Source organism: Sphingobium lactosutens, assembly GCF_013393185.1.
Lineage (GTDB): Bacteria > Pseudomonadota > Alphaproteobacteria > Sphingomonadales > Sphingomonadaceae > Sphingobium > Sphingobium lactosutens_A.
In genome coordinates this window covers 328,516-350,858 of sequence record NZ_QJQX01000054.1, presented here as the reverse complement: position 1 = coordinate 350,858, position 22,343 = coordinate 328,516, and the positions used below count along the sequence as shown (strand labels likewise).

Annotated in this window: 21 protein-coding genes; 11 read left to right on the top strand and 10 right to left on the bottom strand. The window is 63.0% G+C overall.

Going from position 1 to position 22,343, the window contains the following annotated elements:
- Positions 1–78 precede the first annotated feature (78 nt).
- Both DM806_RS15600 and DM806_RS15595 read right to left on the bottom strand, forming a co-directional pair.
- Positions 79–483, bottom strand: a complete 405-nt coding sequence (locus DM806_RS15600) for a DUF2513 domain-containing protein (protein WP_179044090.1) — start codon at positions 481–483, stop codon at positions 79–81.
- 450 nt (positions 484–933) lie between these two features.
- On the bottom strand, positions 934–1,143 hold the full coding sequence (locus DM806_RS15595; RefSeq protein WP_179044089.1) for a hypothetical protein: 210 nt from the start codon (positions 1,141–1,143) through the stop codon (positions 934–936).
- A gap of 57 nt (positions 1,144–1,200) precedes the next feature.
- On the opposite strand from DM806_RS15595, the gene DM806_RS15590 reads away from it, so the two are divergent.
- The 7 genes from DM806_RS15590 to DM806_RS15560 all read left to right on the top strand — a co-directional run bounded on the left by DM806_RS15590 (position 1,201) and on the right by DM806_RS15560 (position 7,573).
- Positions 1,201–1,449, top strand: a complete 249-nt coding sequence (locus tag DM806_RS15590) for a helix-turn-helix domain-containing protein (protein ID WP_256869334.1) — start codon at positions 1,201–1,203, stop codon at positions 1,447–1,449.
- A gap of 436 nt (positions 1,450–1,885) precedes the next feature.
- The gene (gene rlxS / locus DM806_RS15585; RefSeq protein WP_179044088.1) at positions 1,886–3,820 is read left to right on the top strand and encodes a relaxase/mobilization nuclease RlxS; all 1,935 of its coding nucleotides are present in this window, start codon (positions 1,886–1,888) and stop codon (positions 3,818–3,820) included.
- A gap of 79 nt (positions 3,821–3,899) precedes the next feature.
- Positions 3,900–4,316, top strand: coding sequence for a CopG family transcriptional regulator (locus DM806_RS15580; protein WP_179044087.1), 417 nt, complete (start codon positions 3,900–3,902; stop codon positions 4,314–4,316).
- A complete protein-coding gene (locus tag DM806_RS15575) occupies positions 4,313–4,507 on the top strand; it encodes a helix-turn-helix domain-containing protein (RefSeq protein ID WP_179044086.1) in 195 nt (64 codons plus the stop codon). The genes DM806_RS15580 and DM806_RS15575 overlap by 4 nt, the downstream gene beginning before the upstream one ends.
- A 235-nt stretch (positions 4,508–4,742) precedes the next feature.
- Complete coding sequence (locus tag DM806_RS15570) at positions 4,743–5,600, top strand: sce7726 family protein (RefSeq protein ID WP_179044085.1); 858 nt, start codon at positions 4,743–4,745, stop codon at positions 5,598–5,600.
- Positions 5,601–5,607: 7 nt separating this feature from the next.
- Entirely contained in the window at positions 5,608–6,546 is a 939-nt protein-coding gene (locus tag DM806_RS15565; protein ID WP_179044084.1) for a sce7725 family protein, read from the top strand.
- Positions 6,547–6,550: 4 nt separating this feature from the next.
- The gene (locus DM806_RS15560; protein ID WP_179044083.1) at positions 6,551–7,573 is read left to right on the top strand and encodes an RES family NAD+ phosphorylase; all 1,023 of its coding nucleotides are present in this window, start codon (positions 6,551–6,553) and stop codon (positions 7,571–7,573) included.
- 833 nt (positions 7,574–8,406) lie between these two features.
- On the opposite strand, the gene DM806_RS15555 is transcribed toward DM806_RS15560, so the two are convergent.
- Entirely contained in the window at positions 8,407–8,592 is a 186-nt protein-coding gene (locus DM806_RS15555; protein ID WP_179044082.1) for a hypothetical protein, read from the bottom strand.
- Between the two features lie 375 nt (positions 8,593–8,967).
- Here DM806_RS15555 and DM806_RS15550 point away from each other — a divergent pair, with 375 nt between their 5' ends.
- The 4 genes from DM806_RS15550 (at position 8,968) to DM806_RS15535 (ending at position 14,846) form a co-directional block, all read left to right on the top strand.
- Positions 8,968–11,547, top strand: a complete 2,580-nt coding sequence (locus DM806_RS15550) for a TonB-dependent receptor plug domain-containing protein (RefSeq protein ID WP_179044081.1) — start codon at positions 8,968–8,970, stop codon at positions 11,545–11,547.
- Between the two features lie 40 nt (positions 11,548–11,587).
- Positions 11,588–13,054 carry a flavin monoamine oxidase family protein gene (locus DM806_RS15545; protein ID WP_179044080.1) on the top strand — a complete coding sequence of 489 codons (1,467 nt, stop codon included), beginning with the start codon at positions 11,588–11,590 and terminating at the stop codon, positions 13,052–13,054.
- A 117-nt stretch (positions 13,055–13,171) separates the two neighbouring features.
- Positions 13,172–13,678, top strand: a complete 507-nt coding sequence (locus tag DM806_RS15540) for a RidA family protein (protein WP_179044079.1) — start codon at positions 13,172–13,174, stop codon at positions 13,676–13,678.
- Between the two features lie 202 nt (positions 13,679–13,880).
- Positions 13,881–14,846 (top strand): lysylphosphatidylglycerol synthase transmembrane domain-containing protein, encoded by a 966-nt coding sequence (locus tag DM806_RS15535; protein ID WP_179044078.1) that lies wholly within the window; start codon positions 13,881–13,883, stop codon positions 14,844–14,846.
- On the opposite strand, the gene DM806_RS15530 is transcribed toward DM806_RS15535, so the two are convergent.
- The 7 genes from DM806_RS15530 to DM806_RS15500 are packed head-to-tail and all read right to left on the bottom strand — an operon-like array spanning position 14,805 to position 22,245.
- Entirely contained in the window at positions 14,805–15,827 is a 1,023-nt protein-coding gene (locus tag DM806_RS15530; protein WP_179044077.1) for an NAD-dependent epimerase/dehydratase family protein, read from the bottom strand. The genes DM806_RS15535 and DM806_RS15530 overlap by 42 nt on opposite strands.
- The gene (locus DM806_RS15525; RefSeq protein ID WP_179044076.1) at positions 15,824–17,230 is read right to left on the bottom strand and encodes a GMC family oxidoreductase; all 1,407 of its coding nucleotides are present in this window, start codon (positions 17,228–17,230) and stop codon (positions 15,824–15,826) included. The genes DM806_RS15530 and DM806_RS15525 overlap by 4 nt, the downstream gene beginning before the upstream one ends.
- Complete coding sequence (locus DM806_RS15520) at positions 17,223–17,567, bottom strand: hypothetical protein (RefSeq protein WP_179044075.1); 345 nt, start codon at positions 17,565–17,567, stop codon at positions 17,223–17,225. Before DM806_RS15520 ends, DM806_RS15525 begins: the two co-directional genes overlap by 8 nt.
- Positions 17,557–18,198: an HAD family hydrolase gene (locus DM806_RS15515; protein WP_179044074.1), complete on the bottom strand. Its 642-nt coding sequence runs from the start codon at positions 18,196–18,198 to the stop codon at positions 17,557–17,559. The genes DM806_RS15520 and DM806_RS15515 overlap by 11 nt, the downstream gene beginning before the upstream one ends.
- Complete coding sequence (locus DM806_RS15510; RefSeq protein ID WP_179044073.1) at positions 18,195–19,187, bottom strand: UbiA family prenyltransferase; 993 nt, start codon at positions 19,185–19,187, stop codon at positions 18,195–18,197. Before DM806_RS15510 ends, DM806_RS15515 begins: the two co-directional genes overlap by 4 nt.
- Positions 19,184–20,752 (bottom strand): glycosyltransferase family 39 protein, encoded by a 1,569-nt coding sequence (locus tag DM806_RS15505; RefSeq protein ID WP_179044072.1) that lies wholly within the window; start codon positions 20,750–20,752, stop codon positions 19,184–19,186. The genes DM806_RS15510 and DM806_RS15505 overlap by 4 nt, the downstream gene beginning before the upstream one ends.
- Entirely contained in the window at positions 20,752–22,245 is a 1,494-nt protein-coding gene (locus DM806_RS15500) for an aspartate aminotransferase family protein (protein ID WP_218647502.1), read from the bottom strand. The genes DM806_RS15505 and DM806_RS15500 overlap by 1 nt, the downstream gene beginning before the upstream one ends.
- Between the last annotated feature and the right edge of the window lie 98 nt (positions 22,246–22,343).

Below are 22,343 nucleotides of genomic sequence, written 5' to 3'. Positions count from 1 at the left end.
TTTGCCGGCCCGCTTCTCCATGATGGAAACCTCCATTTCATCACGGTCTGATTCCGACGCATAAGTTTGATGGATAGCCTACAGGTCGATTTTTACGCCGGTGAATTTCTCTAGCTGTGTCTTTAAAAGCCCCTTGGCGAGCTCCGTCAGCAGTTCGACGCTGAAGCCCCCAGCTTTTGTGGCGGCCTCCTTGGTTGCATGCCAGATTTTTGGATCTCGAACGCTGTCGATGAAATCATGACCTGACCAGTTAATGCCTGATATCTGCCAATAGCCTCCCGACATGCGCCTTACAGTGATGAAGCCGGCGTCCGCAAGGAGATCGAGATGCAGAGCAAGCTTGTCGGCCTCTTCCCCCGTCATCGGTTCTTCAGGCTCGATCCCGAGGGCCTCAGCCGATGCAGGATCAAGTATCTGAAAGACGGTCTTGCCTTGCTCGATCTTGAGGAGAAGATCACGAACCATATCCATGTCGCGCTTCAAGGATTTTACCACTCTGGCCTCTTCGTTTTGCTGTTTACATGCTTAAAGGTATTGCTGGGCGGTAACCCATATATCCGCACATTGCTGGCGACACCATTTCCGGCTGAGACGGGAGGGATGTCGCAACTCGCCTCCCCTCGTGTGTGATCGAGAGGCGTTTTAAGACCACCATAGGCCAGCCGAACTGGTCGCCGGAAATGTCTATGGTGAGGTCGTTCCATGCGAGACAGACGTTTATGGTCTCGCAAGAACATCGCAAGTCCAGTCATCATACGGCTATATTCAAGTAGGTGGCAGTGCGCGCATTACTGTCATGAGTCGCGCCTTGCGAACGTCTGGATTCTGGAATTCTGCGCTCCAAAGCAGACGGAGCAAAATGTCCCAGCCGTGACAGAGATCAACGTAATTTTCGCCACGGTGGGCGCGTATCGCGGGCTGATCCGGCCGTTACTACGGAGCGAGGATGTCAGCCCAGAGGGCGATGTCTTCGTACATGCTCATGCTCTCAGGATCTTCCCAACCGTCACGTTCGGAATCCCAGCGGCCTATGACAGGCAGATCCTCATCCCAAAGCAGCATACGGCGACCGTCCTTGCGATCGGTAGGCAGTTCGGAGATGTGGCGCCAGCCGGTGCTGCTTTCCGTTACAACATTGCCCATGACATGCCTTCGTTTTCTCGTGATGAGTATTATAATACGTAGCACGGAAGTACGCCTTTGTCTTCTACCCTGCGGATGGACATTCGCAGACTGGTAGGAGCCAATGTCCGTCGTTACCGCACGGAACGAGGGCTGAGTCAGGAAGAGATTGGCGCGCGTATGGGCGTTGATCGGGCCCATGTCGGCTTGATCGAACGTGGCGAGCAAAATGCCACGCTATTAACGATCTGGAGCCTCAGCCAAGCGCTCGAAGTTAGCCCTCAAGCGCTATTCGACGAGACGGTCTTCGAGAATAATCTGCAGTAGATTTTGGGCATTTAGCCGACGCAATGGGTCAGCATTTGTCACTGTAAGGTTGCTTTTTTTGAAGCGAGATACGCTAGAAATCTATTCGACTACGGCAGTTTAATCGGCCCCATTCGGCGGCCAAAATGCAGCGTTCGCATCGCCGATTTTTGACAAGGTTCCGCTCCTTTTCAGGTGCGATCCTGCCAATTGGTTACTGGGTTCTCAACAGGGAAAGCTTAGAATTTCATAAACATAAGGGACGGCAAGATTAAAGCCCTGCCTCCTGAGGCGGCCGGGAATGGCGCCTGCACAGGGTTTCTGATGGAGGCATGCCGAAGCCGGTGCCTCCATATCGCTCGAGAACGCCGCGTTTCCTGCCCTCCCGATGGAGGCCCTTGAAGCCTGGGCAGGCGGCTTCCCATCCTTTCCTGCTTTCTGCGGGAAGGATCACGACATGGCCGGCAGCGATGATTTTGACCTCTGGCTCGGCCGCATCGGCAGCGACACACCAACGGTCGGAAAGACCCTCGCACGCGCCCGCCGTGCGGGCGGTCATGGTGCCGGATCAGGGCGCCGCTTCACCGGCGCGCGCCTCGGTCGCGGCAACGGCGTCGGCCGGGTCCTCGGCCGAGGTTCGTCAGGCGCCGGCGCCCGCCGCGTGGTGGTGAAGAGCCGGATTGTAAAGCTGGGCAAAGGCATGACTGCCGCCACCCATCTTCGCTATCTCCAGCGCGACGGCACGACCCGTGATAGCGAGCGCGGATCACTCTATGGCCGCGACGATGACCGCGTCGATGGCAATCCCTTCCTCGAACGCTCAGCCGGCGACCGCCACCAGTTCCGCTTCATCGTCGCGCCGGAGGACGGCGCGCAATATGATGACCTGAAACCCGTAGTCCGCCGCCTGATGGACCAGGCCGAGAAAGACCTGGGCACGAAACTCGACTGGGTGGCCGTCGATCATTTCAACACCGGCCACCCCCACAGCCATGTCATCGTGCGCGGCAAGGACGAGACCGGCAAGGACCTGGTCATCGCCCGGGACTATATGACCCAGGGCCTTCGCACCCGGGCGACCGAGATCGTCTCCCTCGACCTTGGCCCTCGCACTAGCCAAGAGATCGCTGCCAGCGTGGCAAGGGAAGTCGAGCAGGAGCGCTTCACCAGCATCGATCGGGCATTGATGCGAGAGGCGAATGAAGAAGGTGTCATCATCGTCACCAAGGCCGATCCGGGCCAACATGCTTCGCTCATTGGGCGGCTACGCACGCTGTCCCGGCTCGGCCTTGCCGAGGAAGGCAGAAACGGGCGCTGGACGCTTGATCGCGAACTGGAGCCCAGGCTGCGGCGCATGGGCGAGCGGGGCGACATCATCAGGACGCTGAACCGGGAGCTTCGGGAGGCCGGCATTCACCGCCCACCCCAGAACCATGCCCTGTTCGATCCGGCGCAGGGCAAAGCGATTATCGGCAGGGTCGTCGCCGCTGGTCTTTCCGACGAGCATCGCGACCGGCGCTATCTCGTCATCGACGGCATTGATGGCCACAGCCACTATGTCGATATCGGGGAAGACCAGCAGGCTATCCCAACCGGCAGCATCGTTCGCCTGTCGCCCGCGCCGATTGACGTGCGCGATGTCGATCGCGCCGTGGCTCAGGTCGCTGCCCATCACCAGGGCCGCTACAGTATCGATCTCCACATGAAACAAGACCCGCTAATGACCCAGGGCCGAGCAGAGATGCATGTCCGTCGTCTCGAGGCGATGCGGCGGCTGATCGGCGCACCCGATCGACAGCCCGATGGCAGTTGGGTGATCGGCCAGGATCACCTGGCAGATGCCGAACGCTACGAACGGGAGAAAAGCCGACGCTTGCCGGTCCGCATCGAGACGCTCTCCGTCCGGCCCCTCGAACAGCTCCCGCACCATGACGGCGCGACATGGCTGGATCGCGAGATAGCCAGCGATCAGCCGCAGCAGCTGGCAGGTGAGTTTGGGGCGGACGTCAGGAAAGGCCTTGCCCAGCGTCAGGCATGGCTCGTCGAGCAAAGGCTGGCAGATCAGGAGGGGCAGGCTGCCCGCCTCCGCCGCGACTTGCTTGTGGTTCTCCAGCAGCGCGAACTCAGCCGGACCAGTCAGCAGATCGAGCAGGAGACGGGCTTGCAGCATGTCACGCATCGGCGCGGCGAAATGATCGAGGGCGTCTATCGGCGGGCTGTCATGGTCGGAGACCAGCGCTATGCCGTGATCGAGAAGGCGCATGAGTTCAGCCTTGTACCCTGGCGGCCGGTTCTCGAGCGGGCCATCGGCAAGCCAGTATCGGGCCTCATGCGCGACGGTCCGATCAACTGGACCATTGGTAGCAGGAATAGGGGGCTGGGCATCAGCTGACCGGCTGCCCTCCGACAGGCACCCGGCGGCACCATGGAGGCACTGTCGTCCAAGGCCAGCATGGCCGATCCTGCGGGTCATGAAAACCTTCAAGACCCGCCATCAATTCTACCTGCCCGACGACCTATCGGCGAAGCTGGATGCGCTGACCGCGAGCCCGGGCACGTCGAAGACGCAAATCCTGACCGACGCGCTCAATGCCTGGCTCGACCGCAAGGGGGCTAAGGAACTGGACCAGCGCTTTGGACCCCGACTTGACCGGCAGAACCGCACAGCCGAGCGGCTTGAGCGCAAGGTTGACGTGCTGACCGAGATGCTGGGCGTCTTCATCCTTCACCAACTGACGCTCGTGGCCCATCAGCCCGCGTTCGACAGCGATACCGCCCGGCTTGGAAAGACCCGCTATCTCAGATTCATGGAACTGGTCGAGCGGCGGTTGATGCGTGCCGACAGCGGCGCGGCGACAGCCCTTGTGAAACAGGAGGAACAGCCATGAGCCTCGATCCATCGCCGGCGCCCATCACGGTCCGGATCAAGGATGCCTGCCGCATGACTGGAATTGGGCGGTCCAAGCTCTACCTGCTTATCGCCGAGGGCGCGATCGAGACCGTCAAGGTCGGCAGCATGACGCTCATACCGGTCGCCTCACTTGAAGCGTTTCTCCAGGATCGTCGAAATGGCAGTTAGACGTCATGGCCGGTCGTTTCGCAGCTGCGAGCGACTCAAGGCGATCCCACCACCGAGCTTTCAGAAGCCCGTGAGATTCCAACTCGAGCATCTGGATGAGCCTTTGCAAAGCAGGGGCTCTTTTACTTGATTCCCTCGACCGATATAATCCGCTAGAGCGTGCGACGGCGTCATTGGGAATATTCTCCAGCGTCGCGAGGGGATTGTGGTACTAAGTTCAACTCAGCTGTCCGCGATGACGCGTCTGTTCTCGTCGGCTGTCTTTCGCGAAATGGCGCGCAAGGGCCGGTCGCCGCTCTTCGCACGTCTGTTCGATTTGACTGAAATCGGCGAGGGCTGTGCCGGGGACGCAACTGTCGGACAGGCTTTTGACGCGGCGTTTAACGTGCTGAAGACCGCTGGGCGGCGCGATGAGTATGTCTATCGCTCGGCGCTTACCCATAATGTGCTGATGGGGACGCACTCGCTCAACACCGCCTGTATGCTCACCGAGTTTCGCGCGGGCGCGTGCAAGGCTGACCTCGCGATCTTGAACGGCACCGCAACCGTATATGAAATCAAGTCCGAGCGGGACTCGCTCGCGCGGCTTGCCAACCAAGTCGCGAATTACAAGCAGGTTTTTGCCAAGGTCTATGTGATCGCGAGCGAAGGCCATGTCGCAAGCGTGCTTGAGACTGTGCCAGTTGATGTTGGCGTGATGATGCTCGCGCCACGCTATCGCATCACTACAGTGCGTGAGGCTGAGGACCGGCCAGACCGCATCTGCCCTGCAATCGTGTTCGATTCGTTGCGTTCGGTCGAAGCTGCAGCGATCCTCAAGAGCCTTGGAATTGAGGTGCCTGACGTGCCCAATACGCAACGCCATTCGACGATGCGCGCTTTGTTCGAGGATCTCGATCCCATGTCCGTCCATCGAGCGATGGTGACAACGCTGAAGCGCACTCGCGACCTTGCGCCGCTTCGTGAGCTCGTCGATCATCTGCCGCGCTCGCTCCACGCCGCGGCGCTCTCGATTCAGATCCGTCGCGCAGATCATGACCGGCTCGTCGAGGCGGTCTCCACCCCGCTCGGCGCAGCGATCGCCTGGGCCTGACCACCGCATGTATCACCCTTATTTCCGCGGCAAGCAATTCGAGCTGATCACGATCCGTGAGACGGCGGCGCTAATGGCGAAGGCGAACTTCGTGCCGATCATCGAGCCCGTGCGCGAAGCGCTTAAAGGCCTCGAGCGCGCACTGACTGAAATTTGCAAGGTCGACGGCAAGGCGATTGTCATCGTCAACCCGTTTCACGGCGACCATGCAGAGGACGGCGTCAGCATTTCGGCGCTGCTTGAAAAAGGCTTTCTCGACAAAGGCGGCATCACCGCCGGCATCTTGCTCCAGAACGACATGGACACTGTCGACGCGCTCGCCTGCTACGAAAAACACAAGGCGCACAACCCGACGTTCATCCATGCCGGCTTCACCGAGGCGAAGGGGCTCGCGGAAAAACTCGGCGGCGGGCTAGCTAACACAAGCCATGTCTTTTTCGAGAAGCATTGCCACAAGCTTTATCGCAAGCATTTCAAAGGTGCGGCGAAGCGCGTCCTGCTGCGTGATGGGTTTGAACGTCGCCGCAACGCAGACCACCCGGCGGTTGAACTCTTTTCAGACCTCCACGTCACATATGACGAAGAGGATATGGACGGGTTCGGTGACTTCCTAATCGTTGGGGATGATTATATCGAGGGCGGCGGCCCAGCTTACGCGGTCGCAATCCACCTGACCTTCATTGATCCCGAAAAGGACGAGGTCATGTATATCTATCATTTCGTCTCCACGACGAAAGACACCCCGACCGACCCCGCCGGGAAATTCGCGCAAGCCCTCGAGAAGCTCATCAAGAAGTTCAACAGCGGGTCTTCCAATCTTTTCGAGAGCAATGCGATCAAGGAATTTCGTGATCTTCATACCAAGGGCCATTTCCCAGGTCTGGGCTATGTAAAGAAGCTGTCGATGAACCACCATATCGAGACGCTGGCGGATTTCCTGGTATAAGTCGATGGCCAAGCTCTGCTGCCATGCCTGCTTCGGGGACCGCGGTCTGCGTCGCGACATCATTCCCTCGCTTAGCTCCGGCGGTGGCGATTGCGGCTATTGCGGGACGGCAGGCGTGCCGCTGGTCGAGCCGTTAGCGCTGCGCGATGTCTTCGAGCTCCTGATCAGCATTTATGAGCCGGACGCTGCTGGCCAGACGTTGGTCGATTGGCTCAAAGGCGACTGGGACCTGTTTAGCCACGAGGCGATGGATGTCGCTCACGCCAAGGAATTGCTTGGCGACATCCTCGACGATGGCGATATTGTACGGAAGACGTTCTCGCCCTCGGCAGCTTATCATAGCGCGGCACTTGCGCGCTGGGAGACGCTGCGCGACGAGCTAATGTGGAAGAACCGCTATTTCCTCGACGAGGTGCTCGACACCGATCGTCTCCGCGAGTTGCTTGGCCATCTGCCAGCCGACGACATGCCGACGATCTGGTATCGCGCACGCATCCTAGATCGCGATGATCCGTTCCCGATCGGCGAAATGGGAGCGCCGCCGGCGCGCAAAGCGACCCACGGCCGAGCCAATCCCGCCGGCATCCCCTATCTCTACCTTGGATCGCTGCCAGCCACCGCGGCCGCGGAGATCCGACCACACACCGGTGAGGTCGCGTGCGTCGCCGACTTCACAGTGGCACCCCCGTTAAACGCGGTTGATCTTCGCAACCCGCGAGGGCTGGTCTCGCCTTTCCTCCTTGCCGATGCCCGCGCAATCGGGCAGCTGCGCGCCGACATCGCCTTTCTCGAGCGACTCGGTGACGAGCTTACCCGACCTGTCCTGCCGAGCGGAGCCGCGATCGACTATATTCCAAGCCAATATCTCTGCGAGTTCATCAAGAAGGTCGGTTATGACGGCGTGGTTTATCGCAGCTCGGTGAGCGAAGGGATCAATCTTGCTTTGTTTGACGCAACCAAGGCCGCGCCTGGTGCGGTCTCGCTCTACAACATTACCCGAGTGAGCGTAGAGGTCGGCGCGGCTTGAGCCGCTCAGATAAAGCGGTGGGGCACAATCGCAGTGTGAACACCCCATGATAAACTAAGCGATGTTACTACGCCGTATGGCTTGAATGTTGATGCCTCCCGCGGAAATAGAAGCTCCTCAAAACGGCGAAATAGGTGATCCAACATTCGCGTCTGGACATGTCCAGAATCGTCCGCCATCATGTTATTAAGCTGGTGATTTTATGACCAGCAGAGACGTCCGTGGGAACGGGTGTGGGAAAGCTTCAGTTAACGTGAACGGAAAGCTTGGATTTCTGCCGTTTTAGTGACGGTTATTAATTCCTCCCGCTCCGCCACCATTCTTCATAAACTGTTTATTTTAAACGATTTCATGAAGGGTTGATTCCAGACCCACATAACGCCCCACATTGTTGATAGGAACGGTTGGGAGCGATTGCGGTTACAGGACCGCCAAGGAATCAGAACCAGATGTCGAAAGCGCGCTAGCCTTGCGCCGTAGCGTTTGTGGCTGGCCTACATTCATCAGGAATGATCAATCTAGGCGCATCAGAAGACCCGGATCGCCTATTTGCTGGCAAAGCAATGGCAAGCGCCCGCGACGTGATCAAAGACCCCACATCGGTAAAGTTCAAGGACATCACCGCCAGCGCCAAGGCATCCTGCCTACATGGTCAAATTCTCGCTAATCGGCGCTTTCGGCAACCGGATAGGTGCGGTCATTGGGCCGCATGCACAGGCTTCCGGCGAGGCCCTGCTAGAGCCGGGAACGATTAGATTGAATCGTTCCCGGCTCTCTTTGTCTTTTGATTACCGCATTCTGAAGTCGGCCGTTCCAGCCGACTTCAGAATGCTCTAAGCCCGCGCCAGCATCCGCTCGATGGCTGCGACATGGGCAAGCACCGGTCGCGCCTGGAAGAAATCCCGCAGGTCGATATAGCCCAGCTCGCGAATATGGGCGGCTATGGCATAGCGGCTATCATCGTTCAGGATCGCGCCGATCCGCCGCTTGAGCGCGTGCAGTCTGGTTTCGATGGTCATGAACTGGCCTCCATGATGATCGGTTGTAGGGCGTGAACTGTCGCCGCTTCGCCCTGGCCTGCCAAGCGCTGGGGCGGCGGGACCGGATGGGATGCCCTGAATTCCCGACCGGTCAAATCCATTGGACGACGAGAGATGCACATATCTTCGAATGTCCCAATCCTGCGCGACCCGAGCCTCTCATCGCTTCCCCGCCCCTTCTTTTTACAGGGCGCGGGCCGAATATCGGCACAGTTTCACCGACGGATCGGCAACTCTGGCCTGCTATGAGTAAAACTCGATTGCGCCACTAGTCTACCATATTAGTAGATAAATTACCGCAGGGGAAGACCTCTTTTCCCGCGGACAGAAGGTTGCAATAGTCAGGGGGACTTCATGACATCGGTAAAGATTTTGGCCAGGGCCGGCGCGGCTCTGGCGGCGGTGGCGTTTGCCCAGGGCGCGCAGGCACAGGCGCCGGCCGCCCAGCAGCCGGCCGCAGGACAGGCAGGGCGTGACACGATCATCGTCACCGGCACGCGCAGGACAGATCGCACCGTCAGCGAATCCGCCGTCCCGATCGATGTCTTTTCCGCCGACGAACTCGCGTCGCAGGCCAGCAGCGATATCAAGACGGCGATCAAGAATCTCGTTCCTTCCTTCAACCTTCAGCGCAATGCGCTGTTCGACGGATCGGCCTTCGTCCGTCCGCCGACGCTGCGCGGCCTGCCGCCAGACGAGACGCTGGTGCTCATCAATGGCAAGCGCGTGCATCGATCGGCACTGGTGCAGGTGAGCGGCGGATCGCTCGCCGCCGGATCGCAGGGCGCGGACCTGTCCCAGATTCCCGGCGCCGCGATCGAACGGGTGGAGGTGCTGCGCGACGCCGCCGCCGCCCAATATGGGTCGGATGCGATCGCGGGCGTCCTCAACTTCGCGCTCAAGCGCAATGCCGAAGGGCTGGAACTGAATGCCCGCTATGGCGAATATTACAGGGGCGATGGCCGCGATATCCAGCTTTCGGGCAATCTGGGCCTGAAACTGGGGCAGGACGGCGGTTTCCTGAACCTGACCGGCGAATATATCAACGCCAACGACACCAATCGCGCCGTGCAGCGCCCCGACGCGCTGGTGTTGGAATCGCAGGGCTATGACGTCAGGCAACCGGTCACGAAATTCGGCAGCCCCGATACCGAGGCCTATCGCTTCTTCGTCAATGCCGAACTGCCGCTCGGAGATGACAGCCTCTATTTCTTCGGCAATTACGGGCATAGCGATCAGGTAATCGACTTCAACTATCGTCGCCCGGTGGCGGTGACGACGACCGGCCCGACCGGCACGCCCTTCACCTTCGGCAAGTCGATCAACCTCTATTATCTCGACAAAAATGCAGACGGCACATGGAATGCCGACGGGCGGACATGGAATGACGCCACCCTCTTTCCCAACGGCTTCACGCCACGCTTCCGCAGCACCAATACGGACGTGTCGGCGGTCGGCGGCTACAAGGGCGAAACCGGTTTCGGCCTGACCTACGACGCCAGCCTCGCCTACGGCCAGAACCGCATCAAATATTATATATCCGACACCTTCAACCCGTCGCTGGGCCCGGATTCCCCGACCAGCTTCTATGCCGGATCGCTGGAACAGCGCGAACTCAATGCCAATCTGGACCTCAGCTATCCTCTGGACATCGGCCTTGCCAGTCCGCTCAACATCGCTGGCGGCCTCGAATATCGGCGCGAAAGCTTCCTGATCGGCGCGGGCGACGCGGCTTCCTATACCCAGGGCCAATATGCGTCGCAGACGGTGAAGCGCGCCGACGGCACGACCTTCCTCATTACCCATCCGGTCGGATCAAACGGCTTTCCCGGCTATGGCCCGACCTCGATCGTCGATCGGTCGCGCGCCAGCTATGCTGCCTATCTCGACCTGGAAGTCGATGTGACGCCACGCTTCACCCTGGGTGGCGCGGTGCGCTACGAGCATTTCGAGGATTTCGGCGGAACCACCAATGTGAAGGCGACCGCGCGCTATGCCGTCAGCGACGCCATCGCCCTGCGCGGCGCCGCCAGCACCGGCTTTCGCGCGCCGACGCCGGGCCAGCTCTATCTGCGCAACCTGCAGACGAGCTTCATCGGCACCAATCCCGTGCCGGTGCAGGTGGCGACGCTCTCCGCCGGCGATGCGGCCGCCCGATATTACGGCGCCACGCCGCTGGAGCCGGAGGAGTCCGTCAACTTCAGCGGCGGCGTGGTGCTGACCCCCGCCCCGGCCTTCACCGTGACGGCGGATTATTATAATATCAAGGTCACGAACCGGATCGGCCTGACCAGCCGTTTCAGCGTGACCGATGCCGACCGGGTGCAACTCGCGGCGCTGGGCGTGGTCGATCCCAACTCGCTCGGCGTCGTCCAATATTTCACCAACGGCTTCGCCACCCGGACCCAGGGGGTGGACGTCGTCGCGAGCTATCGGGCCAATCCCGGCTGGGGCAAGCTCGGATCGTCGCTGGCGATCAACTATAACCGGACGACATTGCTGTCGCGCCGGACCATCACCCTGGCGGACGGCCGCAGCGGCCAGTTGATCGACGATGTGCGCAAGCGGGATATCGAAAGCCTGCTGCCGCGCTGGCGCGGCGTCTTCACCCAGACCGCCGAAGCAGGCCCGGTCGATGTCATCGCCCGCGCCAATTATTTCGGGAAATTCACCAACAACCAGCTGGCGGCCAATGGCGGCGACAAGACGTTCGGCGCCGAAATCTCCTTCGACCTGGAGGTGGGGGTGAAGGTCGCCAACACGTTCCGCATCGCCGTCGGTGCGGAGAATATCTTCGACAATTACCCCGATCGCGAAAGCCGTCTGCTTTACCCGTCGACCAATGCGCCGGCGAGCGGCTTCATCTATCCCGACGCCTCTCCCCTCGGCGTCCTCGGCGGCTTCTGGTATCTCCGTGTCTCGGCCAGTCTCTAAACCCGGCCCCGCCCTCGACCGCCGTGCCCTTTTGCGGTCGATGGGCGGCGCGAGCCTGGCGGCGGCGCTCCCCTCCCATCTTTTCGGTGCGCCCCGGAACGAGCGGGTGGGGAGCGTCGTCATCCTCGGCGCGGGCATGGCCGGCCTCACCGCCGCGCGCGAACTGGAGGCGCGCGGCATCGACGTCACCGTGCTGGAGGCACGGGATCGGGTCGGCGGGCGCGTGTGGACCGTGCGCGGCGGCGACCGTTTCACCGATCTGGACGGGCATGCCCAGTCGGTCGACTTCGACCCGGGCCTGTATCTCAACGCCGGCGCGGCGCGTATTCCCAGTCATCATGACGGGATATTGGGCCTGTGCCGCGACCTGCATGTGCCGCTGGAGGTCCTGGTCAATTCCAGCCGCAGCGCCTTCATCGCGGACTCGTCCGGCCCATTGCGCCTGCGGCAGGCGGCCAACGACCTGCGTGGGCATCTGTCCGAACTGCTGGAAGCGGCGCTGCGGTCGGGCAGCCTCGACCAGACGCTCGACCTGCCGACGCGCAAGGCGCTGGCGACCTTCCTCACCGGCTATGGCGACCTGGCCACCGATGGCCATTATGGCGGCAGCGCCCGGTCCGGCCTTGCCCGGCCGCCGGGCGCCTTCGACCAGGCGCAGCAGGCGGTCGCCCCCCGCAGTCTCGACCAGTTGCTCGCCAATCCCAACCTCGCCGGCCTGCTGTTCGAGGAGAATATCCTGATGCAGGCGACGATGCTGGCGCCGGTCGGCGGGATGGACGCCATTCCACGCGCCATCGCCGCCGCGCTGCGCCGCCCGGTCATTACTGGGGCGCAGGTCGCCGAAATCCGCCGGGCCGGCCGGGGCGTCCATATCCGCTATCGTGACCGGACGGGTCGGGCGCAGACGGTGACGGCGGATCGCGCGATCATCACCGTGCCGTTGCCCGTGCTCGCCGGCATCTCCGCCGACTTCAGCGCGCCGGTGCGCCGGGCCATCGCGACGTCGCGCTACGAGGATTCGGTCAAGGTCGCGTTCCAGAGCCGGCCCTTCTGGGAGGAGCAGCAAATCTATGGCGGCCTCTCCTTCGTCGGCGGGGAAACATCGATCATCTGGTATCCATCCGACCGCTTCCAGCAGCCCCAGGCCGTGCTGCTGGCCGCCTATATGGCGCAGGACGCCGCGCGCAGCTTCGCCCGGCGCGCCCTGACCGAGCAGGTGGCGCTGGCCCGGTCGGCGGTGGAGCGCATCCATCCCGGCCATGGCGGCGACCTGAACCGGCCCGTCGTCATCAACTGGGCCAAAATTCCCCATAGCCAGGGGCCATGGCTCGAATGGGAGAAAGACGACAACGAACTGGACAGTTTCCGCCTGCTCAACCAGCCGGACGGCCCCTTCCTGTTTGCCGGCAGCCATCTGTCCCAATATTCTGGCCATTGGCAGGAAGGCGCGGTGCTTTCGGGCCGCCGCGCCGCCGACGCCCTCGTCCCGCCCGACGTCCATGTCTAAAGTTTATCCTGTTTACGTTGAATCAGGATAAACCCTACTTTCTTTTGTTTTCCGTGATTTAAGAGCCATGAAATGTTCCATTTCACTCGAAATCACTCTACCGCAACGGAGTTGTCCATGTCGCTGTCCATTTCTCATCCCCTCGCCGCGCTCGGCCTCCTGCTGGGCGGCGCCGGCATCGCCCAGGCCCAGCCGGCCATCGTCCGTCATGGCGCGGACGGCCCGTCCCCCATATTGACCGGCGTCACGGTCCCGGCGGGCCTGGAAACCCTGTATCTGAGCGGCCAGGTGCCTCCGGTCGCGGACAAGGCAGCCGATCCGGCGACCCCAGCCGCCTATGGCGACACCCGGGCGCAAAGCATCGCCATCTTCCGCAAGATCGAGGGGCTGCTCGCCGCGCAGGGCTATGGCCTGAAGGATGTGGTGAAGCTGACCGTCTTCCTGGTCGGCGATCCGAAGCTGGGCGGCAAGCAGGATTTCAAAGGCTTTTCCGAAGCCTATGCCCAATTTTTCGGCACAGCCGGGCAGCCCAACAAGGTGGCCCGGTCGACCGTGCAGGTCGCCGCCCTCGCCAATCCCGGCTTCCTGGTCGAAATCGAGGCCACCGCCGTAAAGGCGCGGTGAAGACGTCCGGGCGGCCGGCAGGGCGCAGGCCATTGCATTGCCGGCCGCCACGGCTCACCGCCATGAGGGGTAATTCTTCCGATAAGCTGGCGAGCGCGGGAAAGCCGACTATGGTCAATCGATGCAGGTTCCGCGCCCCCTAAAGCCGGGCTTCAGGCTCCCTTTATCGCGGCGCGGAACATCGTCTCGCTATTGGCGAGCCTTGCTCCAGAGCCTCGCTGGGGCCGTGCTGCTCGGCATATTCGTCAGCCAGCTCGACCTGTCCGAAATCGCCGCCCTCGCAAGGCGGGCGACGATGACGCCGCTGATCCTGGCCCTGTTCCTATATGGCCTCGATTTCTATCTGCGCGCCGTTCGGTTCTGGATGCTGCTGGAGGCGGTGTCCGGCCGCCCGGTGCCGCTGCGCGCGGTGCCCGGCCCCTTCATCGCCAGTTTCGGGATCAGCGACCTGCTGCCGCTGCGCGCCGGCGACATTTTCCGGCTCGCCTGGTTCCAGCGGTCCATGGGACTGCCGGCGAGCAGCGTTCTTGGCGCGATGCTGATCGAACGATTTTACGACCTGTCCGCCCTGCTGCTGCTGGGCGGCGTCCTGTTTGCCAGCCATCTCGGAACGGCGACCGGCCTGACCGCCGCCCTCGGACTGTTGCTGGGCTTCATGATCCTGGCCCGGCTGGCTGCGCTGATTGCGGGGCGAACGCCGACGCCGTCCGGCGCATCGGTCGCCCGCGGCTGGAAAGGCAGGATCGTCGACGGAGCCTGGGCCACCCTGCGCAGCTTTGCGATATTGCGGTCATCGCGCCGGCAGGGACTCTTCCTGCTTCTGTCGCTGACATGCTGGATATTGGAGGCGGGCCTGTTCCTGGGCGCCTGGATCAGCCTGGGCGGCGCGATCGGCCAATGGGCGCCCGCCATGGCCGCCTTTACGGCCAGCACCCTGGGAACGTTGGTGCCGGGACTGCCCGGACATTTCGGCACTTTCGAACTGTTCGGACTGGCGATGTTCCGCCTTGCCGGGGTGGATCGGAATTTCGGCGCGGCGGTGCTGATGCTGGCCCATCTGCTGCTTTGGGCGCCGACCGCCCTCTATGCGCTGGTCTGGCTGGCGACGGCGCGGCGCGGCAGGCATTCAGGACAGGCGGCGGATCAGCCCGATGGCACGTTGCGGTAAGCGCGAACGATGCGCCGACGCCATGGTTATCGCGTGGCGATGCGTCAGGAACCAGTCATAGCTTTCCGCCAGCATGGCGGCGTTGGAATAGCGCGCCTTCCATCCGATCGCCTTCAGCGGCGCCACGTCGAAATGGCAGTCGCGATGATAGGTCCGATATTGCCACGCCACCAGCGGCGACAGCCGCAAGGCCCGCAAGGTCGCCAGCGCCGCAATCGCCGGCCCGACGGGCAGGCCGACAATCCGCGACGCGCTGCCCGCATGGCGGATCAGCGTCTCCAGATCCTCCCGCAACGTTCCGAACCGGTCGGTGCCGACATTATAGGTGCCCGGCCGCTCCTGCGCGAGCGCCAGCATGTAGAAGTCGATCAGGTCATCGACATGGATGAACTGTTGCCGGTTTTTGCCGTCGCCGATGATGTAGAGGCGGCGGCCTTCGGCGATCCACTGGAACAATATCTGGTAGATGCCCAAACGGCCGCCGCCCAGCGTGACGCGCGGGCGGATGGTGATCAACGGCATGCGGGCCGCTTCGCAGATATCCGCGATGATGCCTTCGGCTTCCAGTTTCGATCGGCCATAGGCTTCGAAGGGATGCGGCACCGTTTGCGCGGTGATCGCACCCGGCGGCGGCATGCCGTAGATGGAGGTGCTGCTGAGATGGATCATTGCGCCGACGCCCGCGCGCACGGCTTCGAGCGCGACGGTGCGGCTTCCTTCGACATTGACCTCTCGATAGCGCCGGCCGGCGCCGGACTGCGCCACCAGCGCGGCGTGGTGATGGACGATGTCGACGCCGCGCATGGCGTCCGCGACCATGGCCCCGTCGCAGATGCTGCCCTGCCGGAAGTCGATCGCGGATGGCAGGCCCGGATCGCGGATCCTGTCGATCACCCGCACGCGATCGCCGCGCTCATGGAGGCGTCGGGCGACGCGCGCGCCGATAAAGCCCGATCCGCCGGTGACGAGGTGCAGGGTCATGCGAACCGCCTTTCCAGCGCATGCAGCGCGTTGCGATGGGCGATCGCCATGACGCTGCCCTGCGGGTTGGCGATGGTCGGGCCGCACATCAGCGATGCGTCGGCGATCCGCAGCCCGTCGCCGCCATGGACCCGTCCCCAGCTATCGGTCGCGCACAGCGACATGTCCTCGCCCATCGGGCAGGACGCAAAGACATGCACCGATGTCAGCAGGGCGGATCGCCACGGCTGCGCGGGCAGGGCGGCAATCTCGTCAACGGATCGCAGCAGCGGAAAGCCCCGGATGCAGGGCTGCACCGCTTCGGCCCCGGCAGCAAAGAGCGCCCGCATCAGATGCTTCAGCCCGTCATAAAGCTGGTCCAGTTCCTCTTCCTCATGCCGGATCGACACCAGCGGATCCTGCATCGCCGGCAGGTTGCGCACCCTGGCGTGGCCAGTGCCGTTCTGGACATAATAGAGACCCATCCTGGCCGCGTCGGAGCCGATCCGCGCGCGCATCTGCGGATTGCCCGCCAGCGCCAGCGCCAGCAGCGCGGGCGAACTGATGGAGCAGCCGATGCCGAAGCGCGGCTCGAACATCTTGATCTGGTGCACCGGGTCGGGATCGCCGGGGCGATTGACCGACGCGTCGAACAGGGCGACCGCCTTCATCATCGGGTGGAAACGCAGGCTGTTGCCGATATTGCGGCGAAAACCCGACCGGCGCAGCAAAGCCGGCGTCTGCACCGCGCCGCAGGCGACAAACAGGGCATCGGCCTCGATCGTCAGGTCGCCCCGCCCCTGCCGAGCCGTCACTTCCCATTTCCCGCCGAGACGCCGTATCCGCGTAGCGCGGCAATCCGCAATGAGCCGACCGCCGGCTTGCCGAAAGCGGGGGACGAACGTCTCGCTCATCGACTGTTTGCGGCCCGCGCCATAATCGTAGAGCCGCGGCGCGGCGATCGCGTCCCACCCCAGCCGCGCCGCGCCGTCGCCCAGCCTCTGCGACAGATCGGGCGCCGTTCCGGGCAGCCGCGATATCCGGGCGGTCTGCTCGCATGCGTCGAAATGCGGCGCCAGCGCCGCCTCCGTCAGATGATCGACGCGGTGGCTGCGGCTCCATTGTTCCAGCACATAGGCCGGCGTGCGGTGATAAAGGCCGCGATTGACTTCGCTTCCGCCCCCGACGCAGCGCCCCTCGACAAAGCTGACCGACGGTTTGCCGAACGCCATGGCGATGCCGGCATTGCGATATTTGCTCAATATCTCGTCGCCGGAAAAATGCGCGTTCGCCTCCAGCGGCAGGTCCGGCCCGTCCTCGATCAGCAAGGTGGCATAGCCGGCCTCCGCGCACAGGCTCGCCGTGACCGCACCGCCCGGTCCCGATCCGATCACCGCCACATCGGTCCGCAGCCGGTCAGCCATGCGCGCCGTCGTTCGACCACAGGCTAAACACTATCAGGCTGGCAAAGAAGGTCGTCAGCATGCGGGCCGGTCCGATCGGCGAGCGTTCCCAGGCATCGAATTGCCGCAACCGCAGGTCGACCGGCAGTCGGTGGAAAGGCCGTCCACGCCTGATCGCGGGCCATGCGTCGAAGAACAGGGTCGCTGCACGCAGCGGCGGACGCAAATAGGCGGGCATGCCCCGAAAGCTTGCCAGGACGAAGGCGGCGGCGGCTTCGGGCGAGCCTGCGGCGCCTGTCTCCCGATCGGCGATCGCTTCCGCCAGAGCGCGGACGGTTGCGGGGAAATCAGGCCACATGGCGAAAGATCGGCTCGTCGAAATGCCGGAAATCGCGTCCCCGGATGAGCGCACGCACCCCGGCCCGACGCGCGGCCTCGCCATCGCGGTCGTCGCGATCGCCGATCATCAGCGTGCGGGCAGGCGCCACATGCGCCCGCTCCATGAGCAGCAGCAGCCCCGACGGATCGGGCTTCAACCGTCCCACATCATTGGCGCCCACCGTCAGGGCCGCCGAAAGGCCAAGCGCGGCCAGCTTTTCGGAAGGCGGATAGTCGGAATAGATCGCCACCACATGGCGCCGGGCCAGCCGTTCGAACAATTGCCCGACCCCTGCGGCACGATACCGGCGCAACAGGGGAAGCGGGCGGCGCTCCATCCAGTCGGCGACCATCATGCGCACCTGTTCGGGCGCGCGGCCGGGCAAGCGATATTGCGCCGCGTCGAAATCCTCCACCGGCATGTCGGCCATGCTTTCGCGCTGCTTGCGGAAGGCGGACAGGGTGCGGATCGTGCACAGGCTTCGCCTGCGGAGCGCATCCCGCGCCAGCGCCGCCATCATGTGGCGCTGAAGGCGGGACTGGTCGTACAGCGTCCCATCCATGTCGAACACGACCAGGTCGAATTCGTCCCAGATGAGGCTGCGGGTCACGGCTGAACATGGACGTAGGAGGGCGCTGACAGATCGTTGAGGAACGGCATGTCGATGAAGGTCAGCACCGTCAGCGCCACCGCCACGCTCAAGGATGCCAGCATCAACCGCCGTGACCGGAACAGCCGCTCTGGCCGCGATGCGACCGATCCATGGAGCATGGCCAGCCAGAAATAGCTGGCGAACAGGATCGCGATGAATGGCAGCGCGAAAATATATTCCTGCCGGTATTTGATCAGGAAGACGGCCAGGAAGAAGGCTGACAGCATGGCGTAGAGCAGGCAGGACACCGCCAGATATTCGGCATTGTAGCGGCTGAAGGAACGGCGATAGCGGGGCAGCAGGTCGGCGCCGCCGTCGGCGGTGATGTCGCGATATTCGGCAAGCCGCTTGGCCGCCATCAGGAAGCCGCCCCCCATCCAGTAGGCGAACAGCAGGCTGCTGGGCGGCATGGTGGTCGGATCGACCATAGTCCAGCCCAGCATCAGCCGGATCGGGTTGTTGATGCTCTCGCTCAACACATCCAGATAGACCCGGTCCTTGGTCCGGATCGGCGCGACATTGTAGATCAGGCCCGACAGCACAAAGGCGGCAGCGGTGAAGGCGAACAGCGCGCCCAGCTGCATCGCCAGCCCCAGCCCCAGCACGACCAGTAGCATATATTCGGTATAGACGATCGCCGGCGACAGGTTGCGATGCACGGCGGTCCGTGACGATTTGAGCGGATGAAAGGCGTCGAATTCGCGATCCAGCCATTCGTTGATCACATAATTGGCCGATGCGATCGCGACCGCGCTCAACAGTCCGATCAGGATGGTGATCGGCACCGTCTGGACAGCCGGGTGCCGCAACACATGGGCCAGGAGGATGCCGGGCAGGATGAACACATGCTTGGTCATGTGATCGAGCCGGGCGATCGCGATATAGTCGCGCACCCTGCCGCGTGGATTGTGCGTCGCCGGGATGTCGGCCGTACCCTGGTGTCTCATGGCTCAATCTCCCCGACTTGCGCACTGCGTGCGGCATAGATGCTGCCGTCGGCCAGCTGCGCGACCCGAACCAGATCCAGTTTGCGGGCCAGTTCCTTTTCGGACCCCATGTAGAAGCGCCAGTCGACCCCGTTCAGGAACACGACATAGGCATTGCCCCGGGCCAGTGCCGCGCGCGCTGCGGCAAGCTGGGCGGCATAGGGGAAGGCGGGATCGTCATGCCCGGTGCGCAGCGCGAAAGGCTCCGGCAGCCCGCGCGACCGCCTGCGCAGATGATAGCCGATGATGTCGGCGCCGTTGCTGTAGAGGATCGCGTCCCTCGGCAGGCGGCCGACGGCAGCGATGGTGGGGGACGTGACCCACTGGCGCGAGGCATAGCCGACGCCATCCACATATGCCTCATGCGTGCGGTCGGCTGTCCGCAGGCCATGGCTGAGCAGCATCACCACGCCCAGGCCCGTCAGCGCATGACGCACCAGCCGGGTCGGCCCGGTCGCATCCCGGAACCAGGCAAGCGCGATCGTCACCGCCATGATGCTGGTGCCGTAGATCGGATAGGCGTAGCGGCCGTTGAGGTGCAGATTGGCCTCGATCGACGTCGCCAGCACCATGAAGGCGAGATAGGCGAAGAAGAAGAAGGTTAGCGGCACGGCGAGCAGGTCGGGAGTGCCCTGTCCGTCGATCCGCGCCCTGACCGCCTGCCAGCCATGCCGGGCGAGCAGCCAGAGGCTCGCCGCGAACACCGCGAGGAACAGCGTGCTGCGGATCGCGAAGGGCACGCCGTTGGGCAATATCCAGATCGTCAGCGCATTGAAGCTGGCCAGCCATTCGCTGCCTGCCATATTGCCGAACCATTCGAGCGGCCGCCCGGTGGAGCGACCGGTAATTTCCTCGCTGAGCAGCGCCCAGCCGAGGAAGATCGCGGCCGAAGGCAGGAGGATGCGGGCGATATTCGCCAGGCGGCGCGGCAGGCTGTGGCGGGGATCGATCAGCAGGAAGAGCGCGATGGCGGCGCCGAGCGGCGGCCCGGTGAAGCGCACTAGCGACGCCAGCCCGATCCATGTGCCCGCAACGATCAGCCAGCGCCCGTCATCGTCCCGCAGATAGCGCAGCAGCGCACCGAGCGTCGCGAGGATCATCGCCAGGAAGAGCGGCTCCGACATGGCAAGCGCATGGAGCGAGGCCGTCTGCGGCGAGAGGACGATCAGCGCGGTGCCAAAAGCGGCATAGGCGGGCTGGCCGCAGGCCCGGCGCAACAGATGCCAGCTGAGCCATGGGTTGAGCACGGCCAGGACGATGGCGATGAGCCATGCCCCCTGGACGATGTCGAGTCCGGTCATCGCCACCAGTTGCAGCAGCGCGGGATAGAGCGGCGCATCCCAGGCATTATGCGCCATGTTCATGTAGCGCGCGCTGTCCGGCCATATGCCGATGCCGTGATGGGTGGCCAGCAGGAACAGGATGAGCGCGATCAGCGGGAAGGCGATCGGGCAGATGCGGTCCAGCCAGCGGCCGATGTCGATCTGCGCGGTCGCCGATCCCGGTTTTGCGGCGGACAGGAGCATCAGTTCCTCCCCCGTGCGCTGGAAAACAGCCGCTTCACATTGCCGGCGACGAAACGCAGCGCGGAGTCGGCGATCCCTCTTGCGAAAATATCATCCAGCCCGTCCACCAGCTGATCGATTTCAGCCCGCGTGACCGTGAAAGGCGGCATGAAATGCAGGATGTCGCGCGCGCCCGGCTGGAAATGCACGAGAATATCGTGCCGCTCGAACAATTGGCGGGCGACGGCGCCGATCAGGACCGTCTGATAGGTCAGGAACAGCGGATTGCGCGACACATCGACCAGCCGCGCCGCCAGATCCTCCCGGAAATTCAGTCGGATCGCCCGGAACAGCCCCCGCCCCCGCACATCGACCAGCGTGCCGGGATATTTGATCCGCAACCCTTCCAGCCGCGCCTCCAGATAGTCGCCCATCTTCGCGGCATTGTCGATCAGCCCGTCCTCATAGAGGGCGTTGAGCGTCTCGATCGAGACCGCGCAGGTTTCGCCGATGCCGCTGAAGGTCGAGCTGTGCAGGTTGCAGTCGTTGCGGTTGCCATAGGCGCGTTCGAACAGCGCCTGGGACGTCACCATCGCACCGATCGCGCGCTTTCCCCCGCCCAGCGTCTTTGCCAGCGTGACCACGTCCGGGACGGTGTCTTCGTGCATGAAGGCGCAAAAGCGCCCGGTCCGCCCGCAGCCGACCTTCACCTCGTCGAAGATCGAAATGATGTCATTGTCGCGGCAAAGCCGCACGAACTGGCTCAGATATCCTGGCGGCGGCACTTCGCAGGCCGTGCCCCTGATCGGTTCCATGATGGCGGCGATGATGTCGTTGTGCCGGCCATCCTTGCTCGCATTCGCGATCGCCAGTTGCAGGGCGTCGATATCGCCATAGGGAATGTAGATGACATGCTCCCTGGGCACGCCCAGCAGAAAGCCCGTATGCACGTCCGTCGCCGTCGTCAGCGACAGCGCGCCATGGGTCTTGCCGTGGAAAGCCCCCTGCATGCAGAGGAATTTCCGCTTGCCCTTGGGGGTCTGGATGCGTTCGGCCAGCTTCATCGCGGCTTCATTCGCCTCCGCACCGGATGTCGCGAAGAAACTGGTGTCCAGCGGGTCGGGCAATATCTGCGACAGATTATAGGCGAGCGCGGCCTGCAGCTTGTGCGGCGACAGCTTGGTGATGTCGAGCATCCGCCGCTCGTGGCAGAGCCGCTCGGCCGCAAGGATGCGCGGATGGTTATGCCCCAGCCCGACCGCCCCCATGCCGGTCGAAAAGTCCAGCACCCGGCGCCCGTCCGCCAGATGGAGCGTCGTGCCTTCCGCCGATCGCACGTCCAGCATGTCCAGGCCCAGTATCGCGTATATCTGGAGCAGATGGCGGTTGAGGTGCCGCGCATAAAGCTGGTTCGCGCGCACCATGTCGAGTGCCATGGCTTCATCGAGCGTCAGAAGGTCAGGCCTGCCAGGACCAGCGGCCGGCTTAAAATCTTGTCGAATCTGCGTTGCCATGATGATCGCTGCTCCCCCGTCGGCGCCGATGCGATCAATATTATGGCAAGCTGCGTCGCCCCGGAATCCATGGAATTATATACGCCGTTAGGGAAAGG